The 21,200-nt window shown below is 61.0% G+C and carries 20 protein-coding genes and 1 pseudogene; 4 read left to right on the forward strand and 17 right to left on the reverse strand.

The window, feature by feature from the left end:
• A pseudogene (locus AC07SZ_RS29465) lies at positions 1-1,337 on the reverse strand (hypothetical protein); the annotation flags it as partial.
• Between the two features lie 322 nt (positions 1,338-1,659).
• On the opposite strand from AC07SZ_RS29465, the gene AC07SZ_RS29470 reads away from it, so the two are divergent.
• Positions 1,660-2,604 (forward strand): transglutaminase-like cysteine peptidase, encoded by a 945-nt coding sequence (locus AC07SZ_RS29470; RefSeq protein WP_056565938.1) that lies wholly within the window; start codon positions 1,660-1,662, stop codon positions 2,602-2,604.
• A 144-nt stretch (positions 2,605-2,748) separates the two neighbouring features.
• Here AC07SZ_RS29470 and AC07SZ_RS29475 read toward each other — a convergent pair whose 3' ends face one another.
• Genes AC07SZ_RS29475 through AC07SZ_RS29490 form a run of 4 tightly spaced genes read right to left on the reverse strand, consistent with a single transcriptional unit; the run spans position 2,749 to position 8,336 of the window.
• The gene (locus AC07SZ_RS29475; RefSeq protein ID WP_056565941.1) at positions 2,749-3,390 is read right to left on the reverse strand and encodes a ribbon-helix-helix domain-containing protein; all 642 of its coding nucleotides are present in this window, start codon (positions 3,388-3,390) and stop codon (positions 2,749-2,751) included.
• The gene (locus tag AC07SZ_RS29480; protein WP_494917017.1) at positions 3,380-4,669 is read right to left on the reverse strand and encodes an HlyD family type I secretion periplasmic adaptor subunit; all 1,290 of its coding nucleotides are present in this window, start codon (positions 4,667-4,669) and stop codon (positions 3,380-3,382) included. Before AC07SZ_RS29480 ends, AC07SZ_RS29475 begins: the two co-directional genes overlap by 11 nt.
• Before the next feature lie 45 nt (positions 4,670-4,714).
• Positions 4,715-6,847 carry a type I secretion system permease/ATPase gene (locus AC07SZ_RS29485; RefSeq protein WP_494917019.1) on the reverse strand — a complete coding sequence of 711 codons (2,133 nt, stop codon included), beginning with the start codon at positions 6,845-6,847 and terminating at the stop codon, positions 4,715-4,717.
• A gap of 40 nt (positions 6,848-6,887) precedes the next feature.
• Complete coding sequence (locus AC07SZ_RS29490) at positions 6,888-8,336, reverse strand: TolC family protein (RefSeq protein ID WP_081295156.1); 1,449 nt, start codon at positions 8,334-8,336, stop codon at positions 6,888-6,890.
• A 442-nt stretch (positions 8,337-8,778) separates the two neighbouring features.
• On the opposite strand from AC07SZ_RS29490, the gene AC07SZ_RS29495 reads away from it, so the two are divergent.
• A complete protein-coding gene (locus tag AC07SZ_RS29495) occupies positions 8,779-9,312 on the forward strand; it encodes a hypothetical protein (RefSeq protein ID WP_056565949.1) in 534 nt (177 codons plus the stop codon).
• Positions 9,313-9,402: 90 nt separating this feature from the next.
• On the opposite strand, the gene AC07SZ_RS29500 is transcribed toward AC07SZ_RS29495, so the two are convergent.
• The 12 genes from AC07SZ_RS29500 to AC07SZ_RS29555 form a co-directional block, all read right to left on the reverse strand.
• On the reverse strand, positions 9,403-9,975 hold the full coding sequence (locus AC07SZ_RS29500) for a hypothetical protein (RefSeq protein WP_172374499.1): 573 nt from the start codon (positions 9,973-9,975) through the stop codon (positions 9,403-9,405).
• Positions 9,972-10,562, reverse strand: a complete 591-nt coding sequence (locus AC07SZ_RS29505) for a L,D-transpeptidase (RefSeq protein WP_494917021.1) — start codon at positions 10,560-10,562, stop codon at positions 9,972-9,974. The genes AC07SZ_RS29500 and AC07SZ_RS29505 overlap by 4 nt, the downstream gene beginning before the upstream one ends.
• The gene (locus AC07SZ_RS29510) at positions 10,546-11,709 is read right to left on the reverse strand and encodes a CpaE/TadZ family protein (protein WP_494917023.1); all 1,164 of its coding nucleotides are present in this window, start codon (positions 11,707-11,709) and stop codon (positions 10,546-10,548) included. Before AC07SZ_RS29510 ends, AC07SZ_RS29505 begins: the two co-directional genes overlap by 17 nt.
• Positions 11,706-12,344 carry a TadE/TadG family type IV pilus assembly protein gene (locus tag AC07SZ_RS29515; protein WP_494917025.1) on the reverse strand — a complete coding sequence of 213 codons (639 nt, stop codon included), beginning with the start codon at positions 12,342-12,344 and terminating at the stop codon, positions 11,706-11,708. The genes AC07SZ_RS29510 and AC07SZ_RS29515 overlap by 4 nt, the downstream gene beginning before the upstream one ends.
• A gap of 1 nt (position 12,345) precedes the next feature.
• A complete protein-coding gene (locus AC07SZ_RS29520; protein ID WP_494917027.1) occupies positions 12,346-12,897 on the reverse strand; it encodes a TadE/TadG family type IV pilus assembly protein in 552 nt (183 codons plus the stop codon).
• A complete protein-coding gene (locus AC07SZ_RS29525; RefSeq protein ID WP_494917029.1) occupies positions 12,897-14,450 on the reverse strand; it encodes a TadE/TadG family type IV pilus assembly protein in 1,554 nt (517 codons plus the stop codon). The genes AC07SZ_RS29520 and AC07SZ_RS29525 overlap by 1 nt, the downstream gene beginning before the upstream one ends.
• Before the next feature lie 73 nt (positions 14,451-14,523).
• Positions 14,524-14,802, reverse strand: coding sequence for a hypothetical protein (locus tag AC07SZ_RS29530; protein WP_244493937.1), 279 nt, complete (start codon positions 14,800-14,802; stop codon positions 14,524-14,526).
• Between the two features lie 4 nt (positions 14,803-14,806).
• The gene (locus tag AC07SZ_RS29535) at positions 14,807-16,252 is read right to left on the reverse strand and encodes a type II and III secretion system protein family protein (RefSeq protein ID WP_494917031.1); all 1,446 of its coding nucleotides are present in this window, start codon (positions 16,250-16,252) and stop codon (positions 14,807-14,809) included.
• Positions 16,253-16,304: 52 nt separating this feature from the next.
• Complete coding sequence (gene cpaB, locus AC07SZ_RS29540; RefSeq protein ID WP_494917033.1) at positions 16,305-17,360, reverse strand: Flp pilus assembly protein CpaB; 1,056 nt, start codon at positions 17,358-17,360, stop codon at positions 16,305-16,307.
• A 101-nt stretch (positions 17,361-17,461) separates the two neighbouring features.
• Positions 17,462-17,641, reverse strand: coding sequence for a Flp family type IVb pilin (locus AC07SZ_RS29545; protein WP_056565978.1), 180 nt, complete (start codon positions 17,639-17,641; stop codon positions 17,462-17,464).
• 183 nt (positions 17,642-17,824) lie between these two features.
• A complete protein-coding gene (locus AC07SZ_RS29550; protein ID WP_244493938.1) occupies positions 17,825-18,004 on the reverse strand; it encodes a Flp family type IVb pilin in 180 nt (59 codons plus the stop codon).
• Positions 18,005-18,124: 120 nt separating this feature from the next.
• The gene (locus AC07SZ_RS29555; protein ID WP_056565982.1) at positions 18,125-18,307 is read right to left on the reverse strand and encodes a Flp family type IVb pilin; all 183 of its coding nucleotides are present in this window, start codon (positions 18,305-18,307) and stop codon (positions 18,125-18,127) included.
• A gap of 530 nt (positions 18,308-18,837) precedes the next feature.
• On the opposite strand from AC07SZ_RS29555, the gene AC07SZ_RS29560 reads away from it, so the two are divergent.
• Positions 18,838-20,226 carry a TadA family conjugal transfer-associated ATPase gene (locus AC07SZ_RS29560; RefSeq protein ID WP_056565985.1) on the forward strand — a complete coding sequence of 463 codons (1,389 nt, stop codon included), beginning with the start codon at positions 18,838-18,840 and terminating at the stop codon, positions 20,224-20,226.
• The gene (locus tag AC07SZ_RS29565; RefSeq protein WP_494917034.1) at positions 20,226-21,197 is read left to right on the forward strand and encodes a type II secretion system F family protein; all 972 of its coding nucleotides are present in this window, start codon (positions 20,226-20,228) and stop codon (positions 21,195-21,197) included. Before AC07SZ_RS29560 ends, AC07SZ_RS29565 begins: the two co-directional genes overlap by 1 nt.
• The last annotated feature ends 3 nt before the right edge of the window (positions 21,198-21,200 follow it).

Raw genomic sequence — 21,200 nt, forward strand, 5'->3', positions numbered from 1 at the left:
CCGTCCTTGATGGTGTAGGTAAAGACGTCGTTGACGCCGCCGGGCGAGCCGGCGTCGCGCAGATAGGTGTAGGTTCCATCGGCATTGAGCGTCAGCATGCCGTAGTCGCCGTGGACCTGGTTGCCGACATTGGCGTCGGCGCCGCCCGCGGTCGTGCCTTTGGCCACACCGACTACGCCGCCCGCGGCATCCTTGCCGTCGGCGCCGAACACGTCGTTGACGAACACGTCGCCGTTGATCGCGGCATGGCTGCCCGACAGCACGTTGCCGATGTCGGCATTGGCGGTCGGCACGTCGTCGACGATCTGGACCGACAGCGTGGCGGGAGCGGAGGTGTCGCCGTCGGTGTCGGTCACGGTCACGGTCATGTTGTCGTAGATGGAATCGATGCCGGCGCCGGGATGGGGCTCGCTGTGGACAAGCGTGTAGCTGTAGCTCACCTGGCCGGTGCTGGCATCGTAGCCGGTGATGGTCAGCGTATTGCCGAGCGGCGTGGTGATGCTGACCGAAGTGGATGCGCTGTTGGCAAGCGCGGCACCCGAAATCACCTGGCCGGCGATCGTCAGCGAGCCGACGCCGTCGGGGGAGGAGATGGTGAACGTGCCGGTATTGATCTCACTGGTGTCGGGAGCCGAGGTCAGGCCCTTTTCGTACACGATGGTGTCTCCGCCACCGAGCTCGGGCGTCAGGCCGCCGATCGACGGTGTGGAATCGGGCTTGAGAAGAGACGGGAACAGCTCGCGGTTGTCCGGCTGGCCGAACGCCAGGTCCGTCGGCGGCAACAGTGCCGACAGGCCGAACCCGTCGCCGATACCGCCTGGGGGAACCGAGAAGTCTCCGCCTGCGCTCGATGTCGACCCTCCCGGGCCCGCCGACATCGACCCGTCGGCGCCAAAGGCGACATCGACATGGCTTGCTTCCAACGCCGCGATCAAGGCAACGCGCGGCACCTCGACGTCGCCTATGATGAAGGTCGGCACGTTGAGGGCGCCGTCCTTGATGACGATCACCGAACCGTCGGCCTGTTCGAGCACGAGATTGTGGCCGTCGACCTTGATGTTGTCGATCGAGACGTTGGCTGGCAGTTTCACCACGTTGCTGGTGTCGGCCACATATTCGTGCGCCGCCGCCGGGGCCTTGGCCTCCGCGGGTGCTTCCGGTTTGACGGGCGTGCCGTTGCCGACGTCGACCGGAACCGGTTCGGCGGCTGCCGGAGCCGCCTTTTGCGCCGTGGCTGCTTCCGCGACCTGAATCTGCGCCTGCGACGGCAAGCCATTGTGTTCAGAGTGCTCGTCCCAGGAATTCGAGACGGTGTCCAAATCGTTACTGTTCGTCATAGCCAAAACCCCTCCGGCATTTCCCGGAAAGAGACAGTGGCGCCTTCCACTTTGCAACTATCCTGCAATCTGTTTCATATATTCGGATATGCGGTCTTCAGGATTTTTTACGCGTGGTAAACTTGAAACATATAACCTGATATACATGGACTGGCATTAGATACGTCTTTCGCGGGTCGGCTCCGGTTGCTTGGTAAACACAAGTATAATTTGCGTAAAATTTTAAACAAAATGAGACTTATCAAGTACAGGAAACTTATCCACCTTCATTTGCAATAACTTGAGGCGGAATTGGTAGCGTCCACAGTCAAAGGTGGGCGTTATGAAAAAAGAAAAATCTGCCCTGGGGGCAATCGGGCTCAAGGCGCTGCTGCTGGCAATCGGAATCACGGGCCTGCCGCAGCCATCGTCCGCGAGCGCGTTCCCGAGCAGCGTCGGTCCGGTCGATTCGCTGTTGGCAAGGGTCGAAACGCCTCCCACCCTCGGTGGTATTTCGCTGCTGCGGCCGCAGCCCTGGCAGCCCGCCTCGGCCTACAGGATCGGTTCGGTTTTCGGCAGCTACGGGCCTGCCTCCATCGATCGGGAAAGCGGCTCTTCGGCGATGCAGGGCAATGTCGGGATCGATCCCATCCAGACGGCGTCGATAATTCCCGGCGTGTTTGGATCGGTTGCGCTGTCAATGCACAATTTCCCGGTTTCCGCGCGTTGGGCACCGGTCTACAAGGCCATCGTCGACTGTTCCACGGGCAGCGCGTGCGACGGCAAGAACAGCATCTTCACCGCCATCGTCAATGTTGCCAAGGACAAGCGGTTCATCGACAAGCTGTCCTTCATCAACTCAAGCGTAAACCACGCAATCGCCTACAAGAAGGACAGCGTGGTTTACGGCAAGCTCGACTACTGGGCCAAGCCTTCGGAAACTCTCGAGCGGCGGGCAGGTGACTGCGAGGATTTCGCCATTCTCAAGATGGCGGCGCTGTTGCGCGCAGGCATTCCGGCGCAGAGCATGTCGCTCGTTGTGCTGCAGGACCGCAAGCGCGGTTTCTTCCATGCCGTGCTGTCTGTCAGCACCGGCAGCGGTGTGTTCATCCTGGACAGCCTGAGCAACGTTGTCTCGCGCGACAGCGATCTCCCCGACTATGTGCCGTTGTACTCGTTCAGCACCGACCGCGCGTGGATCCACGGCGCCAGGGCCGGCGCGGCCCAAGTCGCCGATATCAAAGGCGGCCTTGCGACGGTCGCACCTGGCGAAGGCCTGCAGCCGTAAGCGCTCTGAGAAAGGCGAAGCGCCCGGTTCGGTGCGTCTTCGCCGTGAAGTGCGCCGGGTCGCAATGGATCCGTGCGAGGCGCTTCAGCTCCTGTTTTCGCGCCTGTCGCCTTCCCGGGACGGGACATTTTCGGACGACATGCTTCAGCCGCCGAAAACGAAGGCCATCAGCAACTCCGGCTCGAGCACCGGCGCCCGCACCGCGTTCAACTGCCCACGGTAGCGGCGGTCGCCCGCCCCGATGACGAAACCGGTGGCGACCGGCGTTTCGCCATTGGCGTCGAGCCGTGCGAATATGTCGGCGACATTGAGGTCCAGGGCGAGCTTCAGGTCGTTGCGCGAATCTTCATTCGGCGCCACCGGCAATTGACGCCGGACCAGTTGCTGGAACGGCGCGTTGAAGGTCAGGATCTTCTTCGACGAAGACAGTGCGAAAGCCGGTGACGGGCAGCTGACCAGAATGGCGCTGATCGTCTTGATCGAGGCGAGCCTTCGCAAGGTCTGGTTTTCGTCGGCCAATCCGCGCATGCAGGCCACACGAATTGCCGATGTCAGGTTTCCTGTGTTGGTATGGCTTTCCGCGATCTCGTCGATGAGCATGCCGATGGTGCATTTGCGGCTTTCGGCCATCTGCTTCAGCGAGGTCCAGAAAGCCCGCTCCAGACGAATGCCGCGTCGCGTACCGCCACGCGCAACAACCCGGAATTCAAGCCCGAAATCCTCTGTCGCCATGGGTGGAAGCAGCCGCTCGCGACCGGCGAGAGGGGAGGTGGCGCTATCGCTCACTCATTGCCTCCTCACGGGCCTTGTTGATCGGCTTCAGCAGATAGGTGAGGATGGTTTTGCGTCCGGTCTTGATGTCGACCGAGCAGATCATGCCGGGGATGATCGAATAGGTCTTGCCATCCCGGGTCAGTGTCGACCTCTCCGTTGCCACGCGCACCTGGTAATAAGGCTCGCCCGTCTTCTGGTCGACCAGGCTGTCGGCGGTGATGTTGGAGACCTTGCCTTCGATGCCGCCGAAGATCGAGAAATCATAAGCGGTTATCTTGATCAGCGCGTCCTGGTCCGGCCTGATGAAGGCGACATCCCGGGGTGAAACCCGCGCTTCGACCAGCAGCGTCTCGGAAGTCGGCACGATGCCGGCCACGACCGCGCCGGGCTGCACGAAGGCACCAAGCGTGTTGACATCAAGCGTGTTCACGATCCCGTCGACAGGGGAGCGAATGTCCGTGCGCGCCACCTTGTCGGTGGCCCCGCGTATGGTTTCATCGACAACCGAAAGGTCGGCCAGCGCCTGCGTCAGGTCGCTCAGCGCCTCCTGTTGCAACTGCAGGCCGAGCTCGTTGACTTGAAGCTGGGCCTCGGTGATGGCCGCCTTGGCCTTCTTGATGGTTTCACCGGCGAGGTTCAGCTGCCCATGCAGTTCGGTCTGCTCGCGCTCGACGCGGATCTGCTCGGTCCTCGCCATCAGCCCCTTCTTGACCATGGATTCGACCAGCGCGGTTTCCCGGTCGCTGACTTCGAGGTTCTTGGTGAGGCGCTCGAGATTGGCGTTGGCTTCGTCCAATTCATTCTCGCGCTGATCGAGGCGCGACTTGAGAACCGAGAGCTTGACCTGGAAATTGTCGCGGCGCGCGCCGAGCAGTTTCTGCTCGTTGTCGCAGATTTCCGGCGCCACCTTCTGAATTTCGGAAGGGCACGGAAATGAGCCTTCGAGATTACCGGCCTGTTCAAACTTGAGCCGCGCGATGCGTGTCTCCAGAGCCCGCGCCTTGGCCTGCTGCTCGCCAAGACTGGAGGTGTTGAACGTATTGTCGAGGCGGATGAGGAGGTCGTTCTTCTTGACGACCTGCCCGATAGTCACGGCAATTTCCTGGACGACGCCCGGCTCGCTGGCCTGGATGATCTGGGTTTTGGATGCCGGTATGATCTTGCCTTCGCCGCGTGCGATCTCATCGACCTCGGCAAAGGACGCCCAGGCGACGGAAGACACAAAGAGTGCCCCTACGATCAATAAGGACGCCGACGCGAAGAGCGGCGGCCGATCTTCCCTTGCAAGCATGTCATATGGCCCCAACGCATTGAATACGTTAAATAATTTTGTTTTTCAGGCGTTTGTTTTCTGCAGCGCCTGTATCACTTGGTCCTTTGGTCCGTCGGCAACGATCCTGCCTTGCTCGATGACGACAAGCCGGTCGGCCAGCTCGAGCATGCTGAAGCGGTGCGTCGAAACGATCAGCGTCGTGTTCCGGTCGAAAGCCACTTTGAGCTGCTTGATCAGTTGCCGCTCGGAGGCCAGATCCATCGACCCCGACGGCTCGTCCAGGAAGACGATCTTGGGTTTGGTCAGCAACAGCCTGGCGATCGCCATCGTCTGCCTCTGGCCGCCCGAGAGATTGGTGCCGCGCTCGCCGACATTCATGTCGTAGCCACGCGGGTGACGGGAGACGAAATCGTCGACGCCGGCGGCCTTGGCCGCTTCGACAATCTGCTCATCGGTCGCCTCCGGACATGCCATCAGGAGGTTCTCCTTGATGGTGCCCGAAAACAGATCGTTGGCTTGCGCGACGATGCCGACCGCGGCGCGAACCTCCGATGGGTGATACTGGCGGATGTCGATCCCGTCCAGCAGCAGCTCGCCTGATGTCGGCAGGAAGAGCCTGCCGATCAGCCGGCCCATGGTTGTCTTTCCCGAGCCTATGCGGCCGATGATGCCGATCCGCTCGCCTGGCCTTACCGAGAAATTCAGGCCGGTCAGGACTTCATTTTCGGAGCCTGGATAGACAAAGCCGACATTCCTGAACACCATGGCTCCATTGCGAATGGGCCGGTTGACGAAACCCACCGTGTCCGGGCGATCCTCCGGCTGCTCCATGATCGAGTTGACCATGCGCAAGGAGAGCATGGCCTGGCGAAGTCTGGACAAGGTGATGGCGATCTGGCCAAGGGGAGACACCGCCCGGCTGGCCAGCATCACGGTGCCGATGATGGCTCCGGTGGAGACGTGCCCTTCAGAGAAGGCGTAGGCGCCGGCAACGATCAGCGCGACGGTGACCATCTGCTGGATGGCCTGCGTTATATTGCCCGCGGCCGCCGACAGTTGCTTGATCTTTTCGGACGTGTTCGACGCGTTCTTGGAATGCTCTCCCCATTTTCGCAACAGATACGCCTCGGCCCGCAGCGACTTGATCGTCTCCAGCGTGGAGATGGATTCGACCAGCAGGGCCTGCCGTTGCGAGGCCTCGTTCATGGAGGCCGCGACGCGCTTGCCGATGCTCCGCTGCGTGACCAGTCCGACGATCACGGAAGCCACGAAGGCCAGCGCCGGTATGATGACCAGCCAGCCGCCTATCGCATAGATGACCAGGAGGAAGACGAACACGAAGGCCGTGTCGATGAAAACGCTGATGGTGTTCGACGTGAAGAATTCGCGCACGAACTCATACTGCGTCACCCGATTTGCATATTCACCCGTCGAGCCCGGTCGTGCCGACAGGGATGAGTTCAGCACTTTCTCGAACAGCATGTATGAGATGCGCAGATCCGCCTTGCGCCCGGCATAGTCGATGAGGGACGCCCTGGCGGTCTTCAAAAGCAGGTCGAACAGGATGACCGCGGCGATGCCGAGCGACAGAACCCAGAGCGTCGATATCGCCTTGTTCGGCAGGATTCTGTCGTAGACATTCATGGTGAATATCGGCGAGGCGATGGCCAGCAGGTTGATGAATACTGCCGACAGGATGACCTTCGAATAAGTGCGCCAGAACGGGCCCATCGTTCCCGTCAGCCAGTGTCGCCGCTCGATCTTCGGCGCGGAACCGACGCTCATCCCTTCGGCAGCGTTTGCATAGGTTATCGAGAAGGAAACGCCGCCACTGATGTAGCTGGCGGCCAGCTCTGATCTGGTGATGGTTACGCGGCCGTCTTCCTGGGGAGCGGTGGTGAACGCGCCGTCCTCTGTTTCGGCCAGCAGGGCAACCGGCAATTGGCCGGCGCGAAACACAATGGCGGGAAGATCGAGACGCCCCCGAAGAAAGTCGCGATGGCTGAATTCGGTGATCTCAAGGCCGATGCGCTCGGCAAGATGCCGGATGGCATCGATGTCGATACGCGTGTCCGACAGCGGCACGCCGGCGAACAGCACCGTGTGCGCGCTCGGTCTGCCGAGATACCCGGCAATGGCCGAGAAGCAGGCTTTGAACGCCTCCTTCGGGGAGAGGATATTGGGTTGCTGGTTCACGATCCGCCCACGGGGACTTTCGATCGCCCCTTACATCCGCTTACTTTTTCCTGACCGGCGCCAGGATATCGAACGGCAGATCGTTCTTCTGTTCCGAAGGGGTGCGCGCGTAGGTTTCCGTGTCGGCCGTTTCCGGTGCGGCGAACTCGGTCCGCGCGTAGGCCGCGGCCTGCTTTGGCGGGCGGATATCCATCGTCTTCAACAACTGTCCGGTCGCCGCCAGAAGCCGATATTGGGCAAAGAGCGAGGCATAGGAGGCGGTGTCGGCCAGCGTCGCCGTGTTGAACCGCGTATTCTGTGCATCCAGCACATCGAGCAGCGAGCGCTGCCCGACCTTGAATTGCTCGCGATAGGACGCAACCAGCTTCTCGTTGGAGGCGGCCTGCAGCTTCAGGGTCTTTGCCAGGTCGGCTTGCCGGAAGCGGCGATCCCAGGAGGTGCGAACGGCTTCCTCGATTTCCCGCAGCACCTGATGCATCGCGAGGCGCTGCTCGCTGGTGCGACGGATCTGCTCCTGCTCGTTGGCCTTGTCGATGCCGCCCCGGTACAGGTTCCACCGCAGCACCAGGCGTGCCTGCAGGTCGGATGTGTCACCATTGTCGCCGTCGATGTCATACCCGGCCCGGGCGACGCCTTCGGCGACGATCGAGGGGCCGTACTTCGCGCGGGCCGCGTCGACCAGGGAGGCTGCGGCGGCGATGTCGCTGTTGGCCATATGGACGCGCGGATTGCTCTCCCGCGCAAGGCCGATCGCATCGTCCAGCGACCTTGGCAGTGCGCCGGAAACATCGGCCGGCCTCGACGCATTGGTCAACGGTTTCCCGACAGTCTTGAAGAAGCGTATCCTCGAGGCCTCAAGCTCCTCCGAGGCTTCCTGCATGCGGGCCTTGGCTGCGAACAGCCGCTCTTCGGCCTGCTGCCGGTCGGCTTCGTTCAACCCGCCGCCGGCAATGCCTTCCTGGATGTCGTGCAGCATTGCTTGATGAAAGCCGAGATTCTTCTTTGCCTCTGAAACGATCGAGGCCTGAAGCATGTATTCGAGGTAGTCCTGGACAACCGAGAGGCCGATGAATTCGGACCGCTCCAAAACACGAAACGACGCGCCGTCGACGCGCGAGGCCTGGCGGTTCAGTTCGGCCCGTCTCGCACCGCTGTCATAGAGCGTTTGCGAAACCGTCAGATCGGTTTCCGCCGGATAAAGCGCGTCGTCCTGTATGGAGAGCACGCGTCGGGAGGAATTGTCGAGACGGCGAGCACCTGCCGACGCTTCCAGGTCGACGCTGGGAAGATAGAGCCCCTTGGCCTGACGCAATTCGAACTCGATTGCTTCGCGATTTTCTATGGCCTGGCCGATTTCGGGATTGGATTCGACGGCAACCGCCACTGCTTCCTTGAGCGTGAGTGCACTCGCGCTTCCGCAGGCCAACATCGTAGCCGCCATCAAAAGACCAAGGCGCCTGCCCATGGTCGACATGCTTGTCGTGTTCATCTAATCCGCCCCAACGTTTCCCAACGCTTTTTTCCAGCGCTAAAACCAAGCCTCAGCTCGCCTGATTATCCAACAATTTCACGCGATATGTGAGTGAATATTAAATTAGAAGCCAACAAAAGGAGAATTCTCACCATAAGGTTGTGAAATGTAGCAAAAATGGCACAACAACTGGCCCGTTGGGTGTGCCTGACCGTCTCCAGGAGCGGAAAGCCGAAAGGCACGGCGTGGTCCACGCGGGAGACTCTTAGGCCCGCATGAACTGAAAAGGCCGTCGCGGAAATTTGATGACGTTTCAGCCAAGATCACGCCGTGGCGGGACGAATGGACCGATGCTGAATTGCTGGCCGCCGGGATGAGCCCCCAAGCAAGCAGTCGCGCCCTGCGTTAAGCTTCACTCAATCTCTGCAGTCTATGCTGACGCCAGATTGTCGAGGATAAAATGAAGCGCAGGCCGATATTACTCTTCGCTTTTCCGGCTTTGATCCTGATGCTTCTGGCAAGCGAGCGAATAGCGACCCTGCTGCTCGGACGCTATGCCGCCAGCCCTGCCATGTGGCGGATCTGGCTTGAACTGCACCCCACGGCGATGTTCTGGCAACAGGTCCATCTTGGACTGGGCGGATCGATGGTCCTGGATGCCGTCATCCTGGTTGCGGCGGCGGCGGCGTGCTGGGGCGCTTGCCGTATGAGGCGGCCGGCCGCCTTCTTCCTCGCCAACCACGTCGCCCTGCTCTTTGCCGGACTGATGATCGCTTCCAGCAGTCATTCGGAGACGGCGAGCACTGTCGCGGCATTCCCGCTGTCGAACGGCCTCCAAGTCGCACTGATGGTCGATTTTACCTGGCAGAACAGTCTCGTGCTTGTTCTGGGCTTCGCGGCCTGTGCGTACTGCCATGTCGCGTTCCTCCGCGAAACGCGGCTGCGTGGAGAGTCTCCCGCCCTGCGTCTCATGACTTTGCGACGCGATATCTAGCCGGCGCACGGGGGCGTTCGAGAGAGTGCCAAATGATCCGGACATCAGCAGCTTCCCGGATCCGGCGGCTTCGCCAAATCCGGAGCCGCCTCAATTGATCTTGCGATAATAGACCTTTCCGTCCGGCGTTTCGGTTCGCTGGTAGGAGGGGTTAGGGGCAGGGGGCGCGGTGCTCTTGCGCTTGGCTGGCCGCGGCGTATCGACAGCGGCGGGTTCGGCCGCGATATTGTTGGAGGATGCATCGGCCACGGTGCTGGTGGTGACGACGGCGGGTTCCGCCGCGCCCGCGCTGCCATCGTCACGCGCTGGCGGAGCGTTTTGTTCCAGCCGGGATATGTTGCCGTTGACTTCGTTGAAACTGCCCTGCAACTGGCTGTCCAGCCTTTCAAATCGGCTCTGAAAACCGTTGTTGACCGTGTCGAGCCGGGCAACGATCCGCTGCTCGAACGCGCCAAGCTCCTCCAGACGTCCCTCCACGGCGCGCAGGTCCGTGATGCCGCGATAGAGGTAGATGGCGGCGGTCGCGTTCAGCACCGCGAACAGTGTCAACCCGACGCCGACCACGACGGCCAGCCGCGACCGGCTCGCATCCTTGTCGAGCAGTTGCGGTTCGATGGGCTCGGCGGCCACGGTCGGCACGTGCGGGTCACTGATCGTCGTCATTGAACCACCACCTTGGTGCCTATAGGCACCCGCTTGAAAAGATCGATCACATCCGTGTTGGTAAGGCGAAAGCATCCAGACGTGCCGTCGAACCCCACGCCCGAGGGATCGTTGGTGCCATGGATGCGATAGAGCGTGTCGTGCCCGTCCCGAAGCAGATAGAGCGCCCGTGCGCCGAGCGGGTTATAGGGGCCTGAAGGCACCAGCTCCGGCAGTTCCGGCTGGCGGGCGCGCATTTCCCTGGGCGGGCGCCACTGCGGCCATTCCGTTTTCGCGCCGACCTTCACGACGCCGGTCCAGCCGAATCCGTCGCGTCCGACGCTGATCTGGTAGCGCAGCGCCTGGCCCTGACGGGTCACCAGATAAAGCGCCTTCTCGTTCTTGCGGATGACGATCGTTCCCGGCTGCTCCGTGGTTGCGAAGGCAACCGCCTTGCGCAGGCTGGGGCCCATCGCCGGCAGCGGTGGCCGATCCGAAAGCCCCGATCGCGCCTGGGCGAAGTCCTGGGCCGACAGCGCCAGCGCCAGGCCGAGCACGCCGGCGCCGATCAGCCTCACGGCGGCGTCATGTCTACCGGGCAGCGTCATCGAGCCGCTCTTTGAACATCTTCTTCAGATCCTTGTTGAAGCGCGCCCGGCCATCCACTTCGGAAGGCAGGATCGCCCGGTTCAAGGCATCGGCCAGAAGGGCGTTGTCCAGGGCCACCGATTTGATGTGCGGCGCCTTGAAGATCTTCTCGAGTTCACTGCGCGAGAAATGGTTCCCGAACCATTTGCGCTTGTGCTTGTTGGCGACGAGCGTGATGCTGACCGCATTGCCGCGCAGCTCGCGGATCTTCTTGTAGAGCCGCTTGCCTTGCCGCAGCGAGGCGACGTTGAGTTCGAAGACGATGAAGATCTCGTCGCTCGTCGAAAGCACCGAATTGTGCCACGGCGTTTCGAGATTGGGCAGGTCGATGACGATGTCGTCGAAGCGGTAGGCGACGAGGTCGAGCAGCCGGAAGACGAAATCGCTGCCTTGCGGCTCGAACGGCAGCTGCGGCCTCTCGAACGCGTAGAGGGTGAGACCCGACGGGCGCGACAGCTTGATGACATCCATCAGCTCGACATCGAGCCTTTCCGGCTGGCCGATGATGCCCGCCAGGTCGAACTGGTTGAACAGATTGAGGTAGGCGCCGCAATTGGCGCTCTGGAAATCGAGATCGACCAGGCAGGTCGAAGCCGCGCGCTCGGTCGATTTCGAGGCCAGGAATTCGGCCGCCGACAAAGCGAGCGTCGTGGCGCCGGCGCCACCGCTGGCGCTGATGAAGGTGATGATGCGGCTTTTGGTTCCCTGGTTGCCGGTATCATGGAAGGTCACCGCGTTGAGCAGTTCCTTGCCGTCGAGCGGCTTGTGCAGCCAGTCCGAAGCATTCATGCGCACCAGCACGCGCGTCTGTTCCGACGTCAGCTCATCGGAAACCGCGATCAGCGGCACCGACGCCCACAGCGCGCGTGCCTCGACAATGCCTGACCTGCCGAGCAGGGCGCCATTGCCCAGATCGAGGATGACGATGCCGGGGCGCGTATCGGCGGGCGGACCTTTCAGAAAATCATCCGTCTCGGAGATCCTGACATCATAGATCGCCAGGGCATCGAGCCGCGTCGCCACCTCGCGCTTGAAAGCCGGATCGGACGAAAACAACGCCACCTGCTTTCGCTTGGTCGGTGTAACCTTGGTGTTGATGGCATTCATGGCCAGGTGCTCTTCAGATCTTCGCCCGTGACCGTGCTCAGCATGGAGGGCATGTTGATGTTGGTGAAACCCATCAGTCCTTTCAGGAAGAAGAACTGAAAGGTTACGTTTTGCAGGTTGACAGTGATCGTCGGCACCGGTCCGCCCAAGCGGGTCTGGTAGCCCAGGCCGGTGGCAGTATATCTGACAACCACGTTAGCTGGTCTCAGCGCTGGGAAAAAATGGCACATACCTGGCCGTTGTCCTGCCGCTAACACCGGGCAATTGCCCGTGCCGGTCGCGTCGCCGCGAAAAATCCGATTGAAGTTCGCGGCGGTAAAGGTTCCAGACACGCACCCGGAGCCAGTACAGCTGCACACGGACGTAGCGCCGTTGCATGTGTAATCGAAATTGCCTGCCGGGACGGGGGCGCCTGGCGTAGTCGCAACCCCGGCAGTGGCGATCTCAGGCGCGATCGGATCCGAGATCGAGGCCAGCCGTGCGCCGACTTGCACCGCCTTGGTCGCTGCATTCCATTGATAGAAGGCATTGCCGAAATCGACAAAGCCAAGGACAAGGGCGAAAAGCAGAGTCGACACGATGGTCATTTCCACCATCGCCGCGCCGTCTTCCGATGTTGCAAAACGCCTGATCATTTCAGAACCGGATCAACCGCTCCTCGTGGAAACCATGAAGCGTGATCGGCCCGATGCCTATGAAAGACAGCATGCCGACGCCGGTATAGGGGTAGCTGCCGTCCGCTCGGACGATGCAGACTTTTGCCGTGGTGGAGCGATACACCGTGACGCCGCCTTGCACGGCATCGTGGCAGGATGCTGAGGCGGCGATGGTCACCGTCGCATTGTTGGATGTCCCCCCCGCTTTCTGCCAACCGGCGATGCGCGGGCTGTCCGCCACCGTCACTATAGGCTTGCCGAATACCGCGATGTTCGCGGCATAGTCGGCGCAATCGATCGTCTGCCCGGCGTTGATATACAATTGGCTGTTACAGCGCGCTGCATAGCGGGCGCCGTCCGTAAGCCCGGCCTCCATCAGCAGCTTGTCATGGATGAGGTTGCCGAATTCGAACACGCCGGCCGACAAGATCAGCATCAGCGGGGTGATCAGCGTCATCTCGACAAGCACCGCGCCGCGCTCGTCGAGGCCAAAGCGTCTCAGATAACGGGATAGCGCTCTCGACATTGCCATCACCGGTAGAGCTGCGCTTCGTCACGGAGGAAATTGTCGAGCGTTCCTTGCCCGGCGCGCCCCGTTACGTCGACCAACTCGACATTGACCGATGCGCCGGTTGAGACTGACCCGACCGGCTCGGTGATAAAGAAGCTGGCAAATGCCTCGACGGGGAGATTGGTGCTGTTGCCGCTCAGGTCATTTCCCGCCGCCGTCAGCGCATTGCAGTTGAGGATTGCGCCATATATCAGCCGGCGGTCGACCGACGTGACTGGCGCCTGGCAAGCGCTTGGTGGCGTTCCGACCTCGCCGCCGGGCGACTGTACGCCGACCATCGACTGATTGAGGGCTGGTGGTGGGGTCGACGGAAGTGTGCCGTTCGCCAGGTGATTACGTTCGTATTGATAGACTTCGTAGCGTGTCGGCTCGCCAGCGGACGTAAACCACGACTGAGGATAGGTTGACTGCGGCACGTTGGGATAGTTTGTCTGCAAATAGGTGATCAGCGAAGGCTGAAAGAATCCGTCCCCCATGCGCCCGTTCAAATAAGGGTACGTTTGGTCCTCCGGCAGCCCCATGGTGTTGGGCGCGCCGAACGTCAGCTGATTGTAGGAAGGACACTGGTTGCCGTTTCCGTTGGATTTCACCGCCCCCTTGCGGACATTTTCCGCCGGGCCGTACTCGGCACTGTTGAATTTTCCGCCGCCATCGATCCCGAAGCGGACATTGAAGGCGTCCTGGACCGGGCCTGCGTTCTGGCCGGTCTTCGTGCTTACGCCTTGGGCCGAATAGCAGCCTATAGGCTTTGACGTCGCGATCGTCTGCGCCAGTGCCTGCGCGCCGTTGCCGACACCCGGCGGCGGTTGCAGGAAGCCGAAATTGCCCGGCCCCCAGGCCGCGCCGTTGCCCACTGTACGCATTTGAATGAGACGGCGCCGGATTGTCCGGTCGGCAACCGCCTGCTCGAGCGTATATCCGCCTGCCGAATTCGTCCCATTCACCATCTCGTACGGATTGCAGATGAACATCGGCGTGAAGTCGCAGACACCGGAAGTGAAGCCCGCCACCGCAACGGCGCCGACCGTGAACGAATTGTCGGCGGAATTGCCGGAAAGAAAAGAGGCCGGGAATATCGCGGCGAAGCCGACGGGGGTCGCTCTTACCTCAACATATCGTGCCTTCGATGCATCGCCAACTTCATCGGTGATGACATTTGCAGCGGCAATTGGCAGGTTGTCGGTGGCGGGCAGGGATTTGAGATAGCGCCTGGTAATGCCGGCGACCGACAAGTCCTGCGGCCCGGGCGTGGTCGTGAAATTATATTGGTTTCTGACGAGAGTGCCGAGTGCGTAGTCTGCTCTGGTGATGCTGTCCGACTTGCCATCAAGCTCGGCCGCCGCGGCGATTGCCATGGCATCGGCGCCCTTCTGCAAATCATTGTGCATGTTATTGACCCGGCTCATGTCGATCGCCAGCAGCGAAAAGCCGATGATTGCCGGCAGCGTAATGCTGACGAGGATCAGCGCTATTCCCCTCTGGTCGCGCCAGAATGCGCGAATGGTCCGCAGCATGGCCCTTGCCCCTTGCTCCCCTGACGCCAGGACCCCTCGTATGGCCCGGCGCGCTGAAACCGCGTCCTTCTGTTCACTGCCCCGTAGTCACACCCGCCCCGCCGACATTGACCGTGATGGCCGGTGGCGGCGGCGGCGGCGGTGGAAATTTGTAGCTGTGCGCCACGGCGGCCGCGCGCGCACCGTCGCCTTCGATGTGCGTATTCCTGGACGCCGGATTGAATGGATCGACCGTCTGCGCCAGCGAGTTGTATCTCTGCGTGTCGCCGGCCGCCAAAGTCACTGAATCGTAGTGATTCAGATAGTCCGCGGCGCAGCCTGACAATGCGCTGGCGCACAGGATGGGGATCAAGATCCTATTTCTTGACATAGAGCATCTTGTCCTTCGATTTGAAGTCGAGCATGTGCCCATAGGGGCCGGTGACGCCGTCGCCGGTCTCATATTTTCGGATCATGTCCTTGTTCACCTCGAGCTGACCAAGGACGAAGAATTCCGGATCATTGGCCGGCCGCGTCTTGTCGAACGGCGTCGCCAGCTGCTCGCCGGGCTTCACCGGCCGCACGATGTGCGGCGTGACGATGACCACCAGTTCGGTTTCTTCCTTCTGGCTGCTCGAATTGCGGAACAGCGTCCCGATGACCGGGACCTGGCCAAGCCACGGCACCTGGTTCTGCAGCTTGGTGGTCTTGCTGGACAAAAGCCCGCCGACCGCGAAGCTCTGGCCGTCGCGCAATTCGACGACGGTGGACAGTTTGCGGTTGGTGAAGATCGGGTCGCCGGCGGTGGTGAAGCCGTTCAGGTCGCTGACTTCCGGCGCCAGGTTCATGTGGATCTTGCCGTCGTCGAGTACGACCGGTGTGAACAGAAGATTGACGCCGAATTGCTTGTAGACGATGTTGATCTGGCCATCCTTGTCGAGACTGCGAATAGGCACTTCACCGCCGGCGTTGAAGCTGGCCTGCTCGCCGGAAAGCGTGGTGAGATTGGGGTTCGCGAGTGTGCGCACCACCCCCTTGGCCTCAAGCGCCTCGATGTACAAATCGACCTTGATATTGCTGTCGATGACGCGGGTGAGCAGCGCTCCGAAGGGGGTGGAGTTGGACAGGAGGTTGCTTAGCAGAGCTCCTGAGCCGAGCACCTCCTTGTTTTCATCAACCGCGGCAATACCCGTTCCGACTTTGGTCGTGCCGCTGCCGTTCGTGCTCTTGAGCGACACCCCGAGGTCGCGGCCGGTGTTGCGCTTGGCTTCCAGCACGCGCACTTCCAGATTGACCTGCTGGCTGTCGTCGACGATGACCGAGTTGATGATGGCGTCGGGACCATATTGCTGTGCGACTTCCATGATCGCCGCCAGCGTGGCGCCGTCCTTGACGTGACCGGCAAGCCTGACCCTGCCGTTGACCGAGCCGATCTCGATGCGCGACTTGGGCGCCACCTGGCGGATCGCTTGCGCCATGTCGGAGACATCGACGCCGACTTCGACCTGGATGACGCCGAGCGAGCGCTTGTCGGTGGAGAACAGATTGACCGTGGTGGTGCCGGCGCCCTTGCCGATCACATAGAGCGTGCGGTCGGTCATCGGCTGCGCATCGGCGATCTTCTCGTCGCCGACGACGATATCGCCCAGATTGGCATTCACCTGCAAAGTCACCGATTGCGACATCGGCAGGAAAACACGATGGACGCTGGGGTTCGACACGTCGATGAAGCGGTCGGCCGCATCGGCCGCAAGGCTCGATAGCGACAGTGCAGCCAGAGCCGACAACGCGGCCGCCCCCATCCTCACCCAAAACCCTTGCATCCCGGTCTCCCCAATCGCCGCTGGCGGCGGCGCCAAACTGGTCGCGGCGCCTTTATGGCTGCCGCGGCACGTCATATGTTTCGAGCTTCACACCTCGGAAGACGCCCACCGTCGCGCGCGCCGGCGGTTCCGGCTGCACGTACTTGACGACTTCCTTGACGACTTCGTGGACTTCCGGCGCCGACGCCACGGCCGGAGCCGGCTTCACCTTGCTCAACTGGTCGATCTGGCTGCCGACCCGCTCCACCGCCTGCGCAAGGCCGGCGATCTTGTCGTCCGCGCGCTTGCGCTCAGCCGCGGCCTCCGCTTCCGCCGCGGCCTTCTTGCTGAGCTCCGCCTGCCTTGCGGCGACGTCGGCCGGTGTTTCGCCGGTCAGGTCGGAAAGCGTCACACGTTCGGTGGTCTCGCCCTTGCTGGCCGCGGCCTGGCGAAGGGCCAGCGACAATTGTCCGGCGCCTGCCGCCAGCGTCAGCTTCTGCGCATCCTTGGTGCTGGCCTCGAGTGTCACCGATTTGACGACAGTCGGGCTGTCCTTGCTCGCATCCGCGACCTGGTCGACGGCGAGCACCTTCATGCTCTGCAGAAGCACGTCGACAAAACTCTGGTCCGCGCCATCATTGCCGCGCACGGTTCGCGTCAGCAACACGTCGACACGGTCGCCCGGAAAGACGAATCCGGCGACGCCGAGCACGTCGTTGACGCGGATGGAAACGGCCTTCATGCCCTCGCCGAGAACCGCCGAAAGCGTGGCGCGCTGGCCCGGACCCGTGATCTTGCTGGCGAGCACGGGTTCGTTGACGCCGATCGCCTGCAATGCCTGCTTGGGGGCTCCGCCGGCCGGAACGTCCTTCGTCAGGAGTTCTTCCGTGGTCTTGAATGCGCCAGCCGGAATCGCGCCCGACGGCCATGCGACCTCACGCAATTTGTCGGCGGACAGCGTGTCGCCGAACTTCAGCGCCACGGCGGCCACGACAACCGTGTCGCGCTGAACATCCTCCGTCCGCGCCATGGCGCTGCGCTGGTTGGCCAGCCAGATATTGGCGAGCACCACGGCCAGCACGCCGAACACGCCGGCAAGGACGATCATGATGACGGTGTTTGCGCGCATAACCCCAACCCACTCTATCGACTACGTGCCGCCCAAGGTCGCCTGTCTTTGGTTGAAAAGAGGGTAGGCCCAGGCGTCCACGCCAGGGCCAACCCGAAGCGTCACGAGCCAGCGAGCGCCGTGTTAAGTGTGTTCCACTGGCCACCCACCCACGTGCCTACCCCGATGATCGTTGCGATCACGGCCACCGTGATGATGCCAAGCAGGATGGTGTATTCGACCATGGCAGCGCCGTTTTCATCGTCGCGGAACTGCCGGGTCATTATAATGAGCTTGTTCACGCCAATTCTCCGTTGAATTGAAGATTTGAACTGACGAGCCGAGGATTTCCACCAAAGCATCTCTCGCCATCCCAAATCGACCGTCTTTGCCTGCCTGCCAACCGAAGATCGCATCGAGAGGTCGATCGATCTTTCAGTCGAAGGAGCAGGCCCAAGTCCACGCGGCTTGGGCCTGCTCGAACATCAAGACGCGGGGAGTGCGCTATTGAGCGCTGTCCATTTACCATTGACCCATGTGCCTACCCCGATGATCGTTGCGATGACGGCCACCGTGATGATGCCAAGCAGGATAGTGTATTCGACCATGGCAGCACCGTTTTCATCGTCGCGGAACTGCCGGGTCATCGTCATGAGCTTCTTCACGTCAATTTCTCCCTTTGGAGGTTGAATACGACGAGACAACCTGAGGATAACTCCGCTCAAGCCACTCGCCATCTTGGTAAGACGGCAGGCCCAAACCTTTCTGTTGGGCCTGCTAGATAGTTATGACGCCGTTGTAAGATTCGCGTTCAGGGCCGTCCACTTCGTGTTGACCCAGCCGCCTACCCCGATGATCGTTGCGATCACGGCCACCGTGATGATGCCGAGCAGGATCGTGTATTCGACCATGGCAGCGCCGTTTTCATCGTCGCGGAACTGCCGGGTCATCGTCATGAGTTTCTTCATGCCAATTTCTCCTTTTGGAGGTTGAACCCGACGAGACAGAGCCAAGGATGTACTCCATACCCAGCATCCCCCGTCACGTTGATCCTAGGTCGCGCCAAAAAGCAGAGTCAAACGGGATTAAGGGTCCCTTAACTTTCATATACCTGATTCGCCAAGAAAAAAGCGGCTCAACATCTTGGCAAGGGATTGATTCGTATCATTTTTCAACCGTTCTTAACCATTCGTTCACAATTCCGTCCTGCATGCGGCACGATTATGGATAAATTAGCAGTACTGCATATTCCTTTATATCTAAGGGTTTAAGTGAGGCATCGTGGTGGTTCCGGGGTCGAGGGATGGCCGTGCACGGAAGGGGTGCGAATCGAACGATTGCAGGCCGCGAACCATATCAAATAAACAAAGGATTACCGGGCCAACGACTTTAACTATGTTGAAAGTATTGGCTGTACGCAGGCCATCCTGGCGCTTGTGCCGGCGGTGGTTAACGTTTAGTTTCCACTAATATGCGTCTGAGAGGAATATAAGCAATTATGCTGGGGCGATTCATCAGGGGGGCAGGCGAACAGCAGGTGGCGACAAAGGCCGAGTCGGCGGCGGTGCTGCCTGTCACTCCGTCCCTTTCGCCGGCCGCTGATATCGAATCGCATGGCGACGATTTTCTGACGCTCAAGGTCGAGCTCCATCGCCACCTTATCGATCGGTTCAACCTCGCCACTCTTGAAAATGCCTCGAAGGATGAGATCCTGGATGAGATCCGCCCGATCGTTCGCGAGTTCGTCCGAAACAGAAGCGTGCCGCTGAACGCACGCGAACTCGACCAACTGACCAGCGACACCGCCGATGAAATGCTGGGGCTGGGACCGATCGAGCCGCTGCTGAAGGATGATTCGATTTCCGACATCCTGATCAACACCCACGATCGCGTCTTCATCGAACGGCGCGGTGTAATCGAGGAAACCGCGATCCGGTTTCGCGACGAGGCGCATCTGCTGCGCGTCATCGGCAAGATCGTTTCGGCGATCGGCAGGCGCGTCGATGAATCGGCGCCGATGGTCGATGCCCGCCTGGAAGACGGGTCTCGCGTCAATATTGCGGTGCGGCCGGTCTCGGTCGACGGGCCGCTGGTGTCGATCCGCAAATTTTCCAAGAATCCATATTCGCTCGAACGATTGATGGCGCTCAATTCAATCCGTCAGCCGATGATCGAGCTGCTGCGCATCGCCGTGCAGGCGCGCAAGTCGATCCTGGTTTCCGGCGGCACAGGCAGTGGCAAGACGACCTTGCTCAACGCCCTGTCAGCCTACATCCCGTCCAGGGAACGCTTGATCACCATCGAGGATGCGGCGGAGTTGCAGTTGCAGCAGCCGCATGTCGGCCGGCTCGAGACGCGGCCGCCCAATGTCGAAGGCAAGGGCGAAGTCCGCCAGCGCGAACTGCTGAAAAACGCGCTTCGCATGCGGCCCGATCGCATCATCGTCGGCGAGGTGCGCGGCGAGGAAGCCTTCGACATGCTGCAGGCGATGAACACCGGTCACGAAGGCTCGATGACCACCATCCATGCCAACACACCGCGCGACGCCATCTCGCGGCTCGAGCAGATGGTCGGCATGGCCGGCATGCCGATGAGCCATGACTCAATCCGGGCGCAGATCGCGTCGGCCATCGACATCATCGTGCAGACGCAACGTCTCTCCGACGGCGGCCGGCGCGTGACTTCGATCTCGGAAATCACTGGCATGGAGGGCAATATCGTCCAGCTTCAGGAAATCTACCATTTCGTCCGGCGCGATATGGGCGCCGATGGCAGCATCGTGGGCGAATTCCGCGCCACCGGTGTTCGGCCGCGCTTTGCCCAGGAAGCGGCGACGCTCGGCCATCAGTTCGCCAAGGACGCCTTCAACCCGCAGGTTCCACTCTGATGCTGACAGGGCAGGCTTTGCTCTACTTCATTTACGTGCTGGCGGCGGCGTCGGTTATCCTTGCCGGCGAATCCTTCTATCTGTCCTTCGCCGGAAGACGAGCGCGTGCGGGCGCGATCAACCGGCGGCTCAAGCGGCTTGGAGAAGAAACGACCGCGGAACAGAGCTTGCAGGGACTGCTGCAAGAGCGCGGCCTGACAGGGTCCGGCGATTTCAGCTTCGGTGCGATAGGGCTGAACCGGCTCTACACCCAGTCCGGCATCACCGGTAACCCACTGGCTTTCGCGGCAGTGTTCCTGTTCGCGGGCCTCTCGCTGGCACTTGTGATGGCTTTGCTTCTGGATTTTTCCGTTACGGTCGCGGTCATTGTTTTTCTGCTTGTCGGATTCGCGCTGCCGATTCTGGTTCTGCGGCGCGCCCGGAACAAGCGTATCCAGAAATTCGCCACGCAACTGCCAGATGCGCTCGACATGATCGTACGCTCGCTACGCGCCGGCCACCCGACCACCGTGGCGATCGGGCTGGTCGCTCGCGAAATGCCGGATCCGCTGGGAACCGAATTCGGCATCGTGTCCGATGAAATCACATTCGGCCTCAGTCTCGAACAGGCGGTCCGAAAGCTGTCGGAGAGGGTGGGTTTCGAGGGGCTTCACCTTCTGTCCGTGTCGCTCTCGATCCAATCCAAGACCGGCGGCAACCTCACCGAGATCCTGTCCAACCTGTCATCCGTGCTGCGCGAACGGCGCAAGATGCGGCTGAAGATAAGGGCGCTTTCGGCCGAGGGCCGAGTGTCGGCGTGGATCATTTCGCTGTTTCCAGTCTTCATGTTCTGCATCCTCTATTTCATCGCACCGACCTTTTATGGCGACGTGTGGGACAGTCCGCTCATTCTGCCGGTTTTTCTGATCTTTGGATCATGGGCGCTGCTGGGCGATTTCATCATGTATCGGATGGTCAATTTGGATCTCTGAGGG

Source organism: Mesorhizobium sp. GW821-FHT07A06, from assembly GCF_059419085.1.